Origin of the sequence: Pleomorphomonas sp. NRK KF1, from assembly GCF_023721755.1 — a bacterium.
Taxonomy (GTDB): domain Bacteria; phylum Pseudomonadota; class Alphaproteobacteria; order Rhizobiales; family Pleomorphomonadaceae; genus Pleomorphomonas.
On sequence record NZ_JAMDLH010000003.1, the window covers coordinates 16,289 to 33,015 of the forward strand.

Annotated in this window: 14 protein-coding genes and 1 tRNA gene; 3 read left to right on the forward strand and 12 right to left on the reverse strand. The window is 64.4% G+C overall.

Annotated elements, in window-relative coordinates:
• Position 1: 1 nt before the first annotated feature.
• From M4J39_RS09575 to M4J39_RS09630, 12 genes are all read right to left on the reverse strand, one after another.
• Positions 2-1,990, reverse strand: coding sequence for a methyl-accepting chemotaxis protein (locus M4J39_RS09575; RefSeq protein WP_251727620.1), 1,989 nt, complete (start codon positions 1,988-1,990; stop codon positions 2-4).
• Positions 1,991-2,448: 458 nt separating this feature from the next.
• Positions 2,449-2,538: transfer RNA gene (locus M4J39_RS09580), tRNA-Ser, on the reverse strand.
• Between the two features lie 234 nt (positions 2,539-2,772).
• Positions 2,773-3,261: a hypothetical protein gene (locus tag M4J39_RS09585; RefSeq protein ID WP_251727621.1), complete on the reverse strand. Its 489-nt coding sequence runs from the start codon at positions 3,259-3,261 to the stop codon at positions 2,773-2,775.
• Between the two features lie 431 nt (positions 3,262-3,692).
• Positions 3,693-3,845 carry a hypothetical protein gene (locus M4J39_RS09590; protein ID WP_251727622.1) on the reverse strand — a complete coding sequence of 51 codons (153 nt, stop codon included), beginning with the start codon at positions 3,843-3,845 and terminating at the stop codon, positions 3,693-3,695.
• A gap of 190 nt (positions 3,846-4,035) precedes the next feature.
• Positions 4,036-4,815: a succinate dehydrogenase iron-sulfur subunit gene (locus tag M4J39_RS09595; RefSeq protein WP_251727623.1), complete on the reverse strand. Its 780-nt coding sequence runs from the start codon at positions 4,813-4,815 to the stop codon at positions 4,036-4,038.
• Between the two features lie 60 nt (positions 4,816-4,875).
• A complete protein-coding gene (sdhA, locus tag M4J39_RS09600) occupies positions 4,876-6,717 on the reverse strand; it encodes a succinate dehydrogenase flavoprotein subunit (RefSeq protein ID WP_251727624.1) in 1,842 nt (613 codons plus the stop codon).
• A gap of 2 nt (positions 6,718-6,719) precedes the next feature.
• Positions 6,720-7,112, reverse strand: coding sequence for a succinate dehydrogenase, hydrophobic membrane anchor protein (gene sdhD / locus M4J39_RS09605; protein WP_251727625.1), 393 nt, complete (start codon positions 7,110-7,112; stop codon positions 6,720-6,722).
• 8 nt (positions 7,113-7,120) lie between these two features.
• Positions 7,121-7,519 carry a succinate dehydrogenase, cytochrome b556 subunit gene (gene sdhC / locus M4J39_RS09610; protein ID WP_251727626.1) on the reverse strand — a complete coding sequence of 133 codons (399 nt, stop codon included), beginning with the start codon at positions 7,517-7,519 and terminating at the stop codon, positions 7,121-7,123.
• A 333-nt stretch (positions 7,520-7,852) separates the two neighbouring features.
• Complete coding sequence (locus M4J39_RS09615) at positions 7,853-8,644, reverse strand: S9 family peptidase (protein ID WP_251727627.1); 792 nt, start codon at positions 8,642-8,644, stop codon at positions 7,853-7,855.
• On the reverse strand, positions 8,641-9,909 hold the full coding sequence (locus M4J39_RS09620) for a glucoamylase family protein (protein ID WP_251727628.1): 1,269 nt from the start codon (positions 9,907-9,909) through the stop codon (positions 8,641-8,643). The genes M4J39_RS09615 and M4J39_RS09620 overlap by 4 nt, the downstream gene beginning before the upstream one ends.
• On the reverse strand, positions 9,906-12,191 hold the full coding sequence (gene bglX, locus M4J39_RS09625) for a beta-glucosidase BglX (protein WP_251727629.1): 2,286 nt from the start codon (positions 12,189-12,191) through the stop codon (positions 9,906-9,908). The genes M4J39_RS09620 and bglX overlap by 4 nt, the downstream gene beginning before the upstream one ends.
• 33 nt (positions 12,192-12,224) lie before the next feature.
• Positions 12,225-14,147, reverse strand: a complete 1,923-nt coding sequence (locus tag M4J39_RS09630) for an ABC transporter ATP-binding protein/permease (RefSeq protein ID WP_251727630.1) — start codon at positions 14,145-14,147, stop codon at positions 12,225-12,227.
• Between the two features lie 190 nt (positions 14,148-14,337).
• On the opposite strand from M4J39_RS09630, the gene M4J39_RS09635 reads away from it, so the two are divergent.
• The 3 genes from M4J39_RS09635 (at position 14,338) to M4J39_RS09645 (ending at position 16,705) form a co-directional block, all read left to right on the forward strand.
• Positions 14,338-14,544 carry a DUF1737 domain-containing protein gene (locus M4J39_RS09635; protein ID WP_251727631.1) on the forward strand — a complete coding sequence of 69 codons (207 nt, stop codon included), beginning with the start codon at positions 14,338-14,340 and terminating at the stop codon, positions 14,542-14,544.
• Position 14,545: 1 nt separating this feature from the next.
• Entirely contained in the window at positions 14,546-15,004 is a 459-nt protein-coding gene (locus M4J39_RS09640) for a YbaK/EbsC family protein (RefSeq protein WP_251727632.1), read from the forward strand.
• 240 nt (positions 15,005-15,244) lie between these two features.
• Positions 15,245-16,705, forward strand: a complete 1,461-nt coding sequence (locus M4J39_RS09645; protein ID WP_251727633.1) for a GumC family protein — start codon at positions 15,245-15,247, stop codon at positions 16,703-16,705.
• The last annotated feature ends 22 nt before the right edge of the window (positions 16,706-16,727 follow it).

Below are 16,727 nucleotides of genomic sequence, written 5' to 3' on the forward strand. Positions count from 1 at the left end.
GTCAGGCGGCGGCCAGCTGTTCGGCGAAGGCGCCGACCTCTTGGTTGAGCTCCTCGGCGCGGCGGGCGAGGTCGTGGGCGAGGTTGGTCAGTCGGCCGGCCGACGTTCCCGTCAGGTCGACGGCGGCCGCCACTTCGCCGATGTTGTCGGTGACGGCTCCCGCGCCGGAAGCCGCCCGCTGGCAGTTGACGGCGATCTCACGGGTGGCGGCCCCCTGCTGTTCGACGGCAGCCGAGATGGTTTGGGTGATCTCGCCCAGCGACCGGACAGTGCTGACGATGCGGGAGATGGCATCGACGGAGGTCGATGTCTGCGTCTGGATCTCGACGATCTTCTGCGAGATGTCGGCGGTCGCCTTGGCGGTTTGCGAAGCGAGCTGCTTGACCTCGGACGCGACGACGGCAAACCCCTTGCCGGCTTCGCCGGCTCGCGCCGCCTCGATGGTGGCGTTGAGCGCCAGCAGATTGGTCTGTTCGGCGATCGCCGAGATCAGGCTGACGACATCGCCGATCTTCTCGGCGGCCAGCGACAAGGCGCTGATGCTCTGTTCGGAAAGAGTCGCATCGTCGGCCGCCGCGGCGGCAACGTCGGCCGACCTGCGCACCTGCCCGGCGATCTCGCCGATCGAGGCCGCCAGTTCTTCCGTGGCCGAGGCGACGGTGTTGACGTTGACCGACGCTTCCTCGGCGGCGGTGTTCACCACATCCGTCCGGTCGGCGGAATGGCGGGCATTTTCGGAAAGCCCTTCGGCGGCGGTGTTGACCTCGCCCGACGATGCGGTGAAGGCTCCGGCCAGCCCGGTCATCCGATCCGTGAAGGCCGAGACCAGCTCTATTCGACGGCTGGCGGCGCGGATCGCATCGGCGCTCTGGCTTTCCCGCTCGACCCGCATGCGCTCGGCTTCGGCTAGGCCGTCCCGGAAGACCGCGAAGCTCTTGGCCATGCTGCCGATCTCGTTGCCAAGACCGGCATAGGGGATCTCGACGTCGAAGCGCCCGGCCTCGATATCGCCCAGAACGCCGGTCAGGCGCGCCATCTGCCTTGAGATCGATCGCGTGACGACATAGGCGAGCACCCCGGCGATCGTCAGGATCACACCGATGATGGCGAGGTTGGCGTAGAGCGCCCAGTTGAGGCCGCTGATGCGGCTGCCGAGCAATGTGTCGATCTCATCCGCTGTCTGGTGCCAAAGCGCCAGCGTCTCGGTGCGCAGGGCGCCCTTGGCATCGGCAACTCCAACGTTGAGATCCTTGGGAAACTTTCCGGTGGCCAGAACCTGCACGGCCGGTCTGAGCTTGTCGGCGAACCCTGTTGCCGTCTTGGCGAGATTTTCCGCCTTGGTCATGAGATCCGCAGCCTTGGCATCGGTGATGCCGGCCATGCCGATCTGGAAATCGTAGGTGAGGGCGGCGGCGCTCTTGTCGATGTCGTGCAGCGCGCCGACGATCTCGATGCGCTGCTGCGGTGTGATGAAGCCCTTGGTGCGATCGGCGAGCGCGAAGAGATCGCCGAGATTGCTCGAGGCCATCAGCAGCGTCGGCATCTGCATGGTCGCCGCGTCGATCAGGTAATAGCTGGAGGCCTTCGGATCGAGCGTCAGTTCGGAGGTGTTGCGCACGACGTTGAGCAACTCCAGGCCGGTGACCTTGGCCTCGTTTCCGCGTCCCACCTCGGCGGCGGCGACGAAGTCTTTCGAGAGCTTGTCTGTGCCGTGCAGCCCGTCGTAGGCCGCCGTCCCCTCGGCATAGGCCTTGCGCAAATCGGCGACCGGCTGCGACATGGTGGCGCCGGGTGCCCGTTCCTCGACAAGCAACGCTTCCCACAAGGCGAAGCCCAGCCGGTAATGCTCCATGCCTCGGATCTCGGCGGCTGTCTGTCGGCTCTGCTCTCGCGACTGCTCGAAGAACAACGTGCCGAAGGTGAGAACCGGAATGATCATGACGCCGCAGATCAGGGCAATGCGGGAAATAATGCGCAGACGATCGAACATGAGACCTCCGGCCAAAACTTCCAGAATGCGGGCCTTTGCCCGCCACCGGCGCGAGAACGTTCCGACGATGCGACCGACATCGTCGAATATCCGCCATGGCAAGTAGTCAAGCTGGACTATAAATCCTGTCGTTTAGTTAAGCGATGAGTGAGACCGTTTCTGTTTTTTACGAATTCGTTCGATACATTTATCGTGACTGAAGCGCGCGTGTATTGTCGAAAATAGCATTCGTGACTTCTCGGATTTACTGCGATGATGCCAAGGAGCGCGAATGCGCTGATCGCAGTCGGACCAAATCAACTCCAGCGAAGACGGGTACCGGCTTTGCACACTGAGTTTCGAAAAGGGGAGGATAGAGCAAGGAGCGAACCGGCGCTCGGACACGGTGTGGGGCAGTGCTATCGCGCAACGGCACAACCGCCACGAGAACAACTTATGCCTATGAGTTGATTGTGCGATGGCGGAGAAGGAGGGATTCGAACCCTCGATAGGGTTGCCCCTATACACGCGTTCCAGGCGTGCGCCTTAAACCACTCGGCCACCTCTCCATACGGCCGGCGCCCCGGCTCGTGGCCGCGCACTATAACGATGTTCGTTGCGAGCGCAAGAGGGTATGCGGCTCAATGAAGAAGTCCGTTTCGGACGCCTGAAGAATCCAGTTAACAGCCTGATTTCATGTACATTCACGTGACCGGTCGACTGGCGGGAAGCCACAGTGAACGCGCGGTTCGGCCTGATCGGCCATCATCATGCGTCATCGGCGGCGAATCCATCGGCGCCCGTCACGCCCACTGCCGGGAGGCCGGCGACGGCTCGCCGTCAATGGCCTGCCGCACGCTATCGATGCGCCGCATCAGCTCGCCGGAGATCCGGGTTTGAAGGGCGTTGAGCACCGTCTCGGTCACGGCCCGCCGGTCGGCCTTGCGTTCGACCAGCGCCGGGTCGCGCAGCGGCCAGCGAAGTGTCGCGTATTCGGCGAGACGGGCGCAATCGGGTTCGGTCCAGGTGACGGTGGCCAGATCGACGACGATGTGCGGGCGAAGCCCGCCGGGCAGGGCGAAGATGGTCCACGTCTTTGGCTCCAGCCCGTCGGTCGGAATGGCCCGCTGACTGAGCGCCTGCTCGGCTTCTGGCAGGAGGGCGGTCGCCGGCCGGCTGCCGGCGCTGAAGGCGCGAATGCGCGTGTCGCCGCGCTGATTGAGCAGCGCTTCGGCCATCAGGCTGGTCGCACTGTTGGTTTCGCACAGAAACAGCACATCGACGGTCTGCATCCTGAACAAGCCCCTGCCGCTTGGAGGTGTCATCAACGCCATCGTTCCGTCTTTCTTCATCATGCTCCGGGGAAGCGCACGCCCTCAGGGCGCGATCAGTCCCACATTCCTCTGCGCCGCGCCGATGGATTCTCCATGACGTTTGCGAGACAGGCCGATGACGCGCCTCTCGCAAAACTCGAATGCATAAAGCGCGCCACCCACTCACCTTCCCCGGACAAACGACCTAGACCAAAGTCTAAGGCCTTCATCTTCAAGGCAGAATCGGCATGCCGCCAGTCGGACGTTGGCGAGGTATAGTCTCGAGGACGTGCCTTCAAGCCCCCCGAAGGGCGTAGCGCAAGCGGCGCTTGTCTTGGTCGGGCGTCATCGTCGGCGACCAGTCGGCGCCGGTCTGCTGGCTTTATGGGCAGTCAGCGGCAGCTATTCGGTCAGGATGTCGGGGCTTCCAGAGAAGCGGTCGTTTCCACAACCGTGCTCATCGACGCGGCGCTTTTCACGGTGGCGTACTCGGCAAGGGCGGCGAGGGCCTGGGCAAAGATGGTGGCGAAGACGAGGCTGACGAGGAGTTTCCGGGCGAACATTTCTTTGGCTTCCAGCAGCGCCGGCGAGCCCGGTGCAGGCTGGGATATAAGCCGTGGGAAGCAGCCCTTATTGAGGTGGAAAAAGGACGGAAGCAGGTCACAGGCGCGGTGTTGTCGCGGCGAGGCGCGCAAAAAAGGCGGCACCGAATCACGTTGGGCCGCCTTTTTTGTCCGAAGGGGGAAATGACCGTCAGATCTGCCGCTCGACCATCATCTTCTTGATCTCGGCAATCGCCTTGGCCGGGTTGAGACCTTTCGGACAGGTCTGGGCGCAGTTCATGATCGTGTGGCAGCGATAGAGGCGGAACGGATCCTCGAGATTGTCGAGCCGCTCGCCGGTCGCCTCGTCGCGGCTGTCGATCAGCCAGCGATAGGCCTGCAGCAGGATCGCCGGGCCGAGGTAGCGATCACCATTCCACCAGTAGCTCGGGCAGGACGTCGAACAGCAGGCGCAGAGAATGCACTCGTAGAGGCCGTCGAGCTTCTGGCGGTCGTCATGGCTCTGCAGCCACTCGGTCTCCGGCGTGGGCGAAGAGGTGTGCAGCCACGGCTCGATCGACTTGTGCTGAGCATAGAAGTGCGTGAGGTCCGGCACGAGGTCCTTCACCACGTTCATGTGCGGCAGCGGGTAGACCTTGATGGGGCCGGAGATCTCGTCCATGCCCTTGGTGCAGGCCAGCGTGTTCATGCCGTCGATGTTCATGGCGCAGGAGCCACAGATGCCCTCGCGGCAGGAGCGGCGCAGCGCCAGCGTCGGATCGACCTTGTTCTTGATCCACAGGAGCGCGTCGAGCACCATCGGCCCACAATCGTCGACATCGACGAAGAAGGTATCGAGCCGCGGATTGCGCCCGTCCTCGGGGTCCCAGCGGTAGATGCGGAACTCGCGGACGCGCGTCGCGCCCTCAGGCTTCGGCCAGACCTTGCCGGCCTTGATCTTCGAGTTCTTCGGCAGCGTGAGCTGAACCATGGACTTGTTTCCTCGAAACTTTCGTTGGCCGATCGACGTTGAAGTCGAGGCGGTTGGCGCTCAGTACACGCGCGCCTTCGGCTGGATGTACTCGATCTCGGAGGTCATCGTGTAGGCGTGCACCGGCCGGTAATCGAGGCCGACGCTACGGGCGCCCGGGTCGATCGAGGCCAACGTGTGCTTCATCCACTCGCTGTCGTCGCGGTTGGGGTAGTCCTCGCGGGCATGCGCGCCCCGGCTTTCCTTGCGGTTGGCGGCGCCTTCCATGGTGACCACGGCTTGCAGAATCAGGTTCTCGTATTCGAGCGCCTCGGTGAGATCGGTGTTCCAGATCAGCGAGCGGTCGGTGGTCTTGAGGTCGTCGCCTGCCGCCCAGCAATCGTGGATCAGCTTGACGCCTTCTTCCAAAACCTCCCCGGTGCGGAACACGGCGCAGTTGGACTGCATGGTCTTCTGCATCGACAGCCGGAGTTCGGCGGTCGGCGTCGAGCCGGAAGCATGGCGCACGCGGTCGAGCCGCTCCAGGGCATAGAGACCGGCGTCCTTGGGCAGGTCGGCGATGCGGCCGCCCTTGTCGATGGTCTCGGCGCAGCGGTGGCCGACGGCGCGGCCGAACACCACGAGGTCGATCAGCGAGTTGGAGCCGAGGCGGTTGGCGCCGTGCACCGACACGCAGGCGGCCTCGCCGACGGCCATCAGGCCCGGCACGATCCGGTCGGGATCGCCGTCGATCTTGGCCAGCACCTCGCCATGATAGTTCGTGGGGATGCCGCCCATGTTGTAGTGGACGGTCGGCAGCACGGGGATCGGCTCGCGCGTCACGTCGACGCCCGCGAAGATCTTGGCGCTTTCCGAGATGCCCGGCAGGCGCTCGGCCAGGATCGCCGGATCGAGATGATCGAGGTGGAGGTAGATGTGGTCCTTGAGCTTGCCGACGCCACGCCCCTCGCGGATCTCCATGGTCATGGAGCGGGAGACGACGTCGCGGCTGGCGAGATCCTTGGCCGACGGCGCGTAGCGCTCCATGAAGCGCTCACCCTCGGAGTTGGTTAGATAGCCGCCTTCGCCGCGCGAGCCCTCGGTGATCAGGCAGCCGGCCCCGTAGATGCCGGTGGGGTGGAACTGCACGAACTCCATGTCCTGCAACGCGAGGCCGGCGCGCAGCACCATGGCATTGCCATCGCCGGTGCAGGTATGGGCCGAGGTGCAGGAGAAATAGGCGCGGCCGTAGCCGCCGGTCGCCAGCACTGTCTTGTGGGCGCGGAAGCGGTGGATCGAGCCGGTCTCCATGTCGAGCGCGACCACGCCCCGGCAGGCCCCGTTCTCCATGATCAGGTCGATGGCGAAGTACTCGATGAAGAACTCGGCCGAATGCCGGAGCGCCTGACCGTACATGGTGTGCAGCATGGCGTGGCCGGTGCGGTCGGCGGCGGCGCAGGTGCGCTGGGCGATGCCTTCGCCGAAGTTGGTGGTCATGCCGCCGAACGGCCGCTGGTAGATCTTGCCTTCCTCGGTGCGGGAGAAGGGCACGCCCCAGTGCTCGAGCTCGTAGACGGCGGCCGGCGCGTTGCGCACCAGATACTCGATGGCGTCCTGATCGCCCAGCCAGTCCGACCCCTTGACGGTGTCGTACATGTGCCAGCGCCAGTCGTCCGGCCCCATGTTGCCGAGCGAGGCGGCGACGCCGCCCTGGGCGGCGACGGTATGCGAGCGGGTGGGAAACACCTTGGTGATGCAGGCGGTGGAAAGGCCCGCCTCCGAGGCGCCGACCACGGCCCTGAGGCCGGCGCCGCCGGCGCCCACCACCACCACGTCGAAGGTATGGTCGATGAACTGATAGGCGCGGCCGCCAACATTGAAGGCGGTCTGCTTGCCGCCGGCATTCTCTGAGGCAACGGCCATGATCAGGCTCCGAAGGTGATCTTGATGAGCGCCACGGCCGAGGCAATGCCGACCAGCGCCGAGAAGAAGGAATTGGCCATCAGCGTCAGGACTCGCAGCAGCGGCTGGTTGACGTAGTCTTCGATGATCACCTGCATGCCGATCTTCATGTGCCAGACGCTGACGCCGAGGAAGGCGAGCATCAGAACGGCGACGAAGGGATTGCCGAGCGTGGCCATCACCGCGGCATAGTCGTCGCCCTGAAGCTTGACGAGCAGCACGACGTAGACGAGCGACAACAGGAGCGCGGCGACGCCGGTCACCCGTTGCTGCCAGAAATGCGTCGTGCCCGACTTGCCCGAGCCGAAGCCGCGAGCGTGCTTCAGCGACGTCTGAAAGCGGAAGGACTTGCTCATGGCGAACCTCAGGCGAAGATGAAGGCAGCGATGGCGACGACACCCGTCAGCACTACGCCGGCCACGAGATTGAAGAGGGCCAGCCGATCGGCGGTCTTGGGATCGAAGCCATAGCCGAGATCCCAGATGAAATGACGGATGCCGCCTATGGCGTGGTGGATCAGCGACCAGACGAGACCCAGGAGGATCAGTCGGCCGATCCAACTCTGATAGACGCCGTCGACTTGGGCGAACCACTCCGGCCCGCTCGCGGCCGCCACCAGCCAGACGGCGACGAACACCGTGCCGACATAAAGGAAGCCGCCGGTAATGCGGTGGACGATCGACATCGCCATGGTCAGGATGAAGCGGAAGACCTGCAGGTGCGGCGAGAGCGGGCGGGAAGCCGCCAGGCGGGCGTCGGCCATCGGATGATGTTCCCTCATGAGGCGGGAGACGAACGCTCCCTTTGGCATGCTTGCTTGACGTTGACGTCAACGTCAAGCAACAGAAAAAGCCTGAGTCGTAAGTACCTTCTCGGAGGTGGGCCGTCAAAGCCAAATCGCCGGGGACCCGATGCAAAACGATACAGATCCAGGCCAATCGAACGTCATCACGTCTGGATTTTCCCGAAATTGCGGCAAAGTCCGAGAGTATGTGGCCTCGCCCCGTCCGTGAAACGGCGAAACGAACTACGTGTAAATACGACTAAATGCCTACATCCTCATGGATATGGCGGCGCTGTTCTGAGTTGGCGTGACTCAGGTGGCCGGAGCGGAGGCTGTTCCGCCGAGGTCGAGCCAGTCGATGGCGGCCAGAAGTTCGGACTGGTAGTCCCCGCCTTCGAGGCAGTGCGACGCCTCCGGCAACAGCCGGTAGAAGGGCGGCTTGGGTAGCCTCGTTACGAGCTCTTCGACGTTTTCGGGCGGCGCCACGATGTCCTTGCCGCCGGCAAACACTGCCACCGGCAGTTTCAGAAGGTCGATCGAGGTGAAAATGTCATGGCGGGGCCACTCGTCGAGTGCGCGTGGAACCTCGCGCTTGAGGTTGGCGATGCCGTTCGGGTGGTACTTCTCGCGCGCTTCGATCTGGCGGACCCCGGAGGTGAAGGGCGACACGAGCAGCAAATGGGAGGTATGCCGAGCGTGTTCATGCGCGGCGAGACGCGCGACTGCATAGGCGCCCATGGAATGACCGCAGAGGGCGAGGTGGTCGCCGCCGCTCCAGCCTATGGCGGCCGCGTTGCTCATCGTCCAGTCGATGGTACGCAGCACGTCGCGAACGTGGTTCTCAAGCAGAAAGTCGGCCTCGCTGCCGGCGCTGTCGTTCCAGGCCGAGGCGCAGCAGTTGGGGGAGACGACGACGTAGCCGCGCGCGCGGTAGGCATCGACCAGCTTCAGCATGTGCGGCGCCTGCGCGGCGCCGTTGCGACCGTGCGCCGTGACGGCGAGGCGACCAGAGGGGGCCTCGGTCCGCCAGAGCTCGATGCTCATGCGGGCATCGGCGGCATCCGGATCGTCGGAAGCTCCGATGGTGATGACGTCGGGCGTCATGCCACTGCCGCCTTGTCGAGATGCGGGCTGGAGAAGCCGAGACGGCTCAGGCCGGCCAACACCTCCGGCGCCGACATGAACAGCGTCCAGAGAAGCGCCGACCGGTGGTTCTCGATCATCGCGACAATGGGGCCCTGGTCGATGGCAAGGTGGCTCGAAGCCACCCAGTTCCGCCCCGGCGAGAAGGCATCGGCAAAGCCGCGCGGTCCGAACAGCCGTCCGTCCATGGTGGTGAGGAATCCGCGCATTGCAGCCATGGACTCCCTGGGAACGTAGGGAAACGAGGCGAGCGCCGCCGTCGGGGTGATGACGCCGGTGTCGTTGGTGGGCGAATGAGCGTTGTAGCCGTCGAACGTGTCGGACGCCGTCAATCCCCAGCACTCCGGACCGTAGCCCTCGAAGCCGCCGGGGTTGGTCAGGCAATGGGCGCGGTTGATCAGGGCATGCGCGGTGTTCTGGGCGAAATAGTCGGCGTAGGCGTCGGAGAGGCCGCGCGGGTCGAGACCCATGAAGGAGTAATGGGCGAAAAACAGCGGCCCGCCGTAATCGGGGCCGAGCGGCAAGGTCACGCCGCCGTAATCGCGGCCATTCTGAAAGTCGCGGCCCTTGGCCCAGGACTGGTGGTAGGTCGAGGCGGGAACGTGATGGATCGGCGCGGCGGCGGCTAGAACATGGGTGATCAGGCACTCGTTCCAACCGGTAATGGCGTGGTTCATGGCAAAGCCGTGGACGGGGCTCCAGTGCCAGAGCAGGGCACCGTCGGCCCTCAGGTGGTGGCTCCATTCCACCTCGCGCCACAGCCGGTCGACGCGCGCTGCGATATCCGGCCGTGCCGGGATCAGCCATTGCCGCGCCGTCAAGAGGCCGGCCATCAGGAACGAGGTTTCGACGAGGTCGCCGCCATCGTCCCTCTCGCCGAACGGAATGGCTTTGCCGGTTTCGCCATTCATGAAATGCGGGAAAACGCCGTGGAAGCGATCCGCCGCTTCGAGAAAGCCGACGATCCTTGCAATGCGCGCGACGACCTCGTCGCGGACGAGAAAACCGCGTTCGGCCCCGGCGATCAAAGCCATGATGCCGAAACCGGTGCCGCCTGTGGTGACCGTGTTGTCGGGCGAATAGCCGAAAGCGTCGTTGTCGCGCTCGCGCGCCATGCCGCTCACCGGATGGCCATAGTCCCAGAAGTAGCTCAGCGTCGCCTGCTGTACGAGGTCCAGCAGGGCGTTGTCGCTCATGGCCGCGACGGTGGCCGGCGGGAGGGTCATGAGCGCTTTCCTTCGATCTTTGGCTCGTTCCAGACGACGCGCACGGCCTGCGTATCGCGAGAGTTGGGGCCGACATGGATGTCGAACGCTCCACCTTCCAGGCGTCGGCGGGTATCAGTGACCGTTTCCGCCACGGAGAAGTCGAGATCGGCTGCGGTTACGGTGAAGCTGACGGCTTCGGCGACGCGGGGCGCGAGCGCCAGCTTGCGGAAGGCCTTGAGTTCCTTCACGGGCCGGCTGACGCTTGCCACAGGGTCGCCGATGTAGAGCTGCACCGTTTCGAGGGTCGGGCGGTCGCCGAGATTGGTGACGGTCACGGTCACATCGAGACGATCCTCGCCTGCGAGTTCAGTCCGGACGGCGCGCGGCGGGCCGTAGGCCACCGTTCCGTAGCCGAGGCCGAAGCCGAACGGGTAAAGGCCGTCATTCTGGGGCACGTCGTCCGGCAGGTCGACGTAGCCGGAAGTGAACTTCTGGAAGCGGCCCGGTGCCGGCCGACCGGTCGGCCGGTGAGAATAGGTGATGGGCACCTGCCCGAGGCTGTAGGGGAAGGTCGCCGGCAGGCGGCCGGACGGCTCGCTCTTGCCGAACAGCACGTCCGCGAGGCCGTGGCCGATCTCCGTCCCGCCAAACCAGGCGACGAGCAGCGCGTCGGCGAGCAACGCTTCTTCGGCCAGCACCAGCGGCCGCCCGGTCATGACGACGACGACGAGCGGCTTGCCGGTCGCCTTCAGAGCACGGAGCAGCTTCTTCTGCGGTTCGGGAATCGAAAGGTCGCTACGGGAGGAGGATTCGCCGGAGTATTCGCGGGCTTCGCCGACGACGGCGACGGTGACATCGGCGCTCGACGCGGTGGCGACGGCCTCGGCGATCATCGCCTCTGGTGACCGGACGTCGATGACGACGGACAGGTCCTTCCAATCATGGACGTTGAGTCGGCTGGCGAGCCAGAGTTCGTCGACGATGTTGGCCCCCTTGGCGGTGAGCACGCTCACGGCGTTGCCCACGGCCTCGCGCAGTCCGTCGGCAATGGGAACGACCGTGGAGGGCGAAGCGGCCACGGCCCAGGTGCCGTTCATGTTGACGCGGTCGAGCGCGAAGGGACCGACAAGGGCGATGGTGCCGATCTTGCCGCTCTCCGGCGCCGGCAAGGGCAGCAGGTTGCCATCGTTCTTGAGAACGACTGTGGCGGCGGCCACCGCCTCTCGGGCAAGTTGCCGGTTGGCGGCGGTCAGGATGGGTTGCGCCGAGCGTCCCCAGTCCAGCCGGTGATAGGGATCGTCGAACAGGCCGAGCTTAAGCTTGGCCTCAAGCACGCGGCGGCAGGCGGCCGTGATTTCGGCCTCTTTGATGAGGCCGGCGCCGACGCTGTCCTCAAGCGTTTCGAGATAGGTCTCCGACACCATGTCCATGTCGACGCCGGCGGTGAGACCGAGGCGGGCGGCATCGGCTCGGTCGGCGGCGACGCCATGGGCGATCAGTTCGAGGATTCCCGTGTAGTCGGCGACGACGAGACCACCGAAACCGAGCTTCTCGCGGAACAGCTCGGTAATCACGGCGCGGTTGGCGTGCATCGGCACGCCGTTCAGCGTGTTGAAGGACGCCATGATCGAACCGGCGCCCGCCCGCATGCCGGCAACGAAAGGTGGCAGCACCACGTCGTGCAGCGTGGCCGGGGAGAGATCGACGGCATCGTAGTCACGGCCGCCCATGCCGCCGCCATAGCCGCAGAAGTGCTTGAGGCAGGCCATCACCGCGTCGGGGTGGGAAAGATCGTTGTTCTGGTAGCCTTCGACCATCGCCTCGGCGAAACGGGATGCCAGGAAGGGGTCCTCGCCGGGGCTCTCGGCGATCCGCCCCCAACGGGGATCGCGACAGACGTCGATCATCGGCGAGTAGACCTGGTCGATGCCGATCGACGCCGCTTCCCGCGCGGCGACGCGGGCGGTGGCGCGAACGAGATCCATGTCCCAACTGGCGGCGAGCGCCAGGGGCAGGGGGAATATGGTCTTCTGGCCGTGAATGACATCCTCTGCGAACATCAGCGGGATCTTCAGGCGCGTTTCCTGCGCGAGATCCTGGAAGACGCGCACCGCCTCGGCCGATTTCACGCCGAAGATGCCGCCGATGCGGCCGGTCCTGATCTTCTCGGCGACGTCGGTATTCACGACCGTACCGGTCAGCGTCTCGCCGCCGGGGGTGACGAGATTGAGCTGGCCGATCTTCTCCTCAAGGGTCATCTGACCGAGCAGACCGTCGATGAAGTTCATGTCCTTTGTCATATCCGGACGTCCGAGTTGGTCCCCGTTTCGGGGTCATGAGCGATGGCGCATCACCGACAGCATCGAGCGAAGCCCGCCGCGCAGGTCGCGAACCGGTTCCGGAGCCGGTACGACCACCGGCTCAAGCCCGGCGCGTCCGTTCTCGATGTTGAGGATGGCGTGGTAGAAGGAGCGGCCCAGGCTGTCGGCGGGCGGCGTCTGCTCGTGCATCACCGACAGCACCGTCGCTTTCGGGCAGTATTGCCGGACAAGACGGTGGAACTCCGTTCGTGCCTCGGGGTCGAGGGCGGCTGTCGCCTCGTCAAGGAAAAGCACGTCCGGCGTGTGCAGCAGGATGCGGGCGAGGACCACCTTCTGCTTTTGTCCGCCGGACAGCACGTCATCCCAGCGCCGGCCGCGATAGTAGGGATTGCCCATCGACGGGATGAACTCGCCGAGACCCACCGCGCTCATGATCGCGGCCACCTCGAGATCGCGGTGCTCATGCTCGTCCTCGGGCATGGCGATCAGCTGCTTGAGGCTGGCCTGCGGCAGGCGGGTATCCTGGCAGGCATAGAGCGCCTTCATGCCTTCCGGCATGATCACCCGGCCGCGCCCATAGGGCCACAGACCATTGAGGGCCTTGATAAGGCAGGATTTTCCCGAGCCTGAAGGACCGCGTACGAAGATCCACTGGCCGGGCTTGATCGTGAGGCGCGCGACGCGCAGGAAGGGCTGGGCTTCCTTGCCCGAGAACATCAACTCGAGGCCCTGGATCGAAAGCCCCTTGTCCGGCGATTGCTGCTCATAACGGAACTCGGAAATGCCGGTCTCGCGATAAAAGGCCTGCGCATCCTGCACGCGCTCGATGGCATCGGCCAGCTCGACGACGCGATTGACATTGGCGCGCAGGTTGGCGATGTCCGGCATCACCTGGATCACCCAGGAGCAGTCGCTGATCAGTTCGCTGGCCAGCTCCGAGCCCGTGATGTAGGTTCGGAAGGATATGCCGCCCTGCATGTAGGCAGGCAGGTTCGGCATGTAGGCCACGACGCGCTGCGTGATGTAGTTGTAGCTGCCGTTGAAGGCGAGAAAGATGGCCGAGACCTTGTTCTGAAGGCCCCAGGTGCGATCGATCGCCTGGTATTGCCGTCTGTGGATCGAGGCCTGAACCCCTTCCCCTCGCGCGGCGGCGATCGGCAGGATCCGGCGGACCAGCATCGACAGCTCGGCGCGGTAGCTGCCCTCGGCCCGCAGCATGGCCATGTTGAGCGCTTCGATGGCGCGGCCGATCCGAAGGGCGATCGCCGTCGACAGCGGCACGTAGGTGACGGCCAGGGCGAACACCAGCACGGCGCTGGCATAGGTCCCCAGGAACTCCAGGCCCTCGATGGCAACCGAACTGGCCAGCAGCGTCTCGCCGACGAAGTAGACCGATGTCACCACCGAGATGAGACCCATGGCCATGCCGAGCGCGTTGCCGGTCATGGCCTTGATCGACTCCTGGATGCGCTGGTCGATGTTGTCCGGCACATTCGCGCCTTCGTCCGACGCTCCCATCACCAGGAGATGGTAGTAGGGGCGGTGGTCGGAGAGCAGGGCCGCGTTGAATTGGCTGTCGAGCCACCGGCGCCAATTGCGGTGCAGCGTGGTCGAGAAATAGTGCCGGAATCCAATGAACACGACGTATTTGAGCAGGGCCAGACCGACCAGCGCTCCAGCGGTCGTCAGCACCTCCTCGATGGTTGGAGCATCGGTGTCGTGAAAGGAGGCGATGGTGGCGATGAACGAGCCGGAGGCCTGGGCCAGCCAGACGCCGCTCTTGCTGGCCGCTGCCGACAGAAGCACCACGGCCAGTGTCAGCGCCCAAGCCTCTCGCCACCTGTCCGAGATCCAGTAGGCCCTGAGCAGCCCCCAGAAGCTGCGCATCGAGGAAACAGGGGTAGCCAGCGCATTCACTCCTACGTCGCCCGCCAAGGCAGACCGGACCTCCGATGGCCGAAGCCTGCCTCTCAAACTTTAACGCCTCTTTAAGCCTATCGATGGGCGACGTCGCCAAAAGGGATTAAGGCTGTAAGCGAGGTGGTGGGCCTTCGCCGCGTCCTTGACAAGCCCGTAACGATCTAAATTATTCGATCGATCCGTCTGTTTTGCGAGATGATATCCCATGAAGCTCTACCGTTTTCTGACCGGTCCCGACGATGCGTCCTTCTGTCACCGTGTTACCGACGCACTCAACAAGGGCTGGCAGCTCGCCGGTTCGCCGGCGCTCACCTTCGACCCTGTGCAAGGACGAGTGATTTGTGGCCAGCCTGTGGTCAAGGATGTCGACGGCGTCGACTATACGCCAGACATCAAGCTCGGCGAGTGGTGAGATGAGCCTCGACAGCGTCAGGGCTTTCTTCGCTGAAAATGCGCCCGACATCACCGTGATCGAGACCGAGGCGTCGTCGGCCACCGTTGCCGAAGCCGCCGCCGCCCATGGCGTCGACCCGGCCCAGATCGCCAAGACAATCTGCCTCAGGGTTGGCGAGCAAGCCATGTTGCTGGTAGCGGGCGGCACGTCTCGGCTCGACAACCGCAAGGCTCGGGAGGCTTTCGGCGGCAAGGCCCGGATGCTCGGTCTCGATGAAGTCGTTGAGCTGACCGGTCATCCCATCGGCGGCGTGTGCCCCTTCGGCCTGAAAGCGCCCCTGCCGATCTATTGTGATCAGTCGCTTCGTCGCTTTCCCGAAGTGCTGCCGGCCGCCGGCGCCACCAATGCGGCGGTGCGCATTGAAACCGCGCGTCTGGCCGAACTTGTTGGTGCCAGTTGGGTCGACGTCTGCCAGTAAGGGCAGTAGGCTCCGGGCGTTTGCTCCGCCCCATTTTCCGCGCAATTGAGGCTTCTCCGAGATTGCCGAGGTGGCGGCAATGCACATTGTGCATGGCTGCCCCTCCGGCTAGTTTTTAGTCATTCTATTCTAAAAAGTTATTATTTCTGTTAACCAGATTTTCACTCTATCCCCCCGGCGCCGGGCGGTTCGTGTTACGAGACCCATTCGAAACGCACGCGTCACTTATGGGTCGGTGCTATGAAAATCGTTGAGCCGGGCTATCCGGGCGGCCACGCTATCGAGGCCAGCCTTGCCGAAGACTTGCGCACTCTCGCGCGAGCCTTCTCATCGCGCTGGCGGCTCATCGCGGCTATCGTCTTCCTGTGCGTTTTCGCAGGATTTGCCTTCGTCTGGCTCTCCCCAAAGACCTACACGTCCACCGTCTCCATTTTCATCGATCCCCGGGAACGCGGTCTTGTCGACCTTCGCGTGGCGCCGACAGGCATGGGGTCGTCGTCGCAAGGCGCCGATGGAGCGCTGGTCGATAGCCAGATGACCATTCTCACCTCCCGTTCGGTTCTTGGCCAGTTGGTCGAGCGAGAACGGCTCGACGTCGACCCGGCCTTCGTTTCAAACTCGACCGGGCCGATCGGCGAGTTGAAGAGAGCGGTTGCGACAGTGCTCTATGGAGGGGATCGGAGCCGCGGTGCCGAGGTCTCTCCCTTCGACAGGGCTCTTGCCGGCCTGCAGAAAGCCGTGGACGTCAAGCGCGTCGACAACACCTATGTTCTTAACGTTTCGGTAACAACCGGTTCGCCGACGCGCTCGGCTACGCTCGCGAACGCGCTCAGCGACATCTATCTCAGCGACGGCCAAAGCGTCGTTGACGACAGTGCGCGCGAGTCCGCAGCGGGTCTGGAAGCTCGCCTTGTCGAGCTCGGCAGGGTCACGGAAGAGTCCGAGCAAGCCGTCGAGACCTACCGGCGTCAGAATGGGCTGCTCGATACCAATGGCGTTCCGCTGGCCGAGCGGCAGGTGGGCGAGCTGAGCAGCCAACTCCTCGGGGCCACGGTAGCCGCGGAGGCCGCCAAGGCCGCGCTGGAAGCACTGCGCGAAAACGGAGCCGGCGCCTCGGCATCGGATCTGGCGAGCCAGATCCGCATGGAGATCGGCCAGGCACGGGCGGAGGAAAGCATGCTTTCCGACACCTATGGTCCTCGGCACCCAAGGCTGGTCCGCGCCCAGGAGCATCGTAGGGGCCTCGAAAGGGCGCTTGATGCCGAAGTCGCTCGCGTGCTCGCCAAGGCGGAAGCGGACTTTCGCGCCGCTTCCGCGCAGCAGACCGCTCTGAAGGATATGCTTGCCAAGGCCCAGGAAAGTCTGGCCCGGTCAAACGCGGCGTCGGTGAAGCTCAGGGAACTTGAGCAGGTCGCCAAGCAGAATCGCGAGCTTTTCGACAGTTTCTCCACCAAGGCCAAGCAGGCCCGCGAGCAGATCTCGCTACCAGCGACGACAGCGCGCGTCATCTCGCCAGCTCAACCTGCAACCAAGCCAACCGCCCCCAGGGCGTCTCTGATACTCGCTGCCAGCGCATTTGTGGGCTGTGTCGCCGGATTTGGAGCGGCCTGGTTTCTCTATCTCATCATAGGCCCTCCGAAGCGACGTCGCACGGCTCGCCTCCAGCCGTTGCGAAAGCGGCATCTCGCCGCCGCCGAGTAGCCCGCCGCCAACGAGGTCAAGT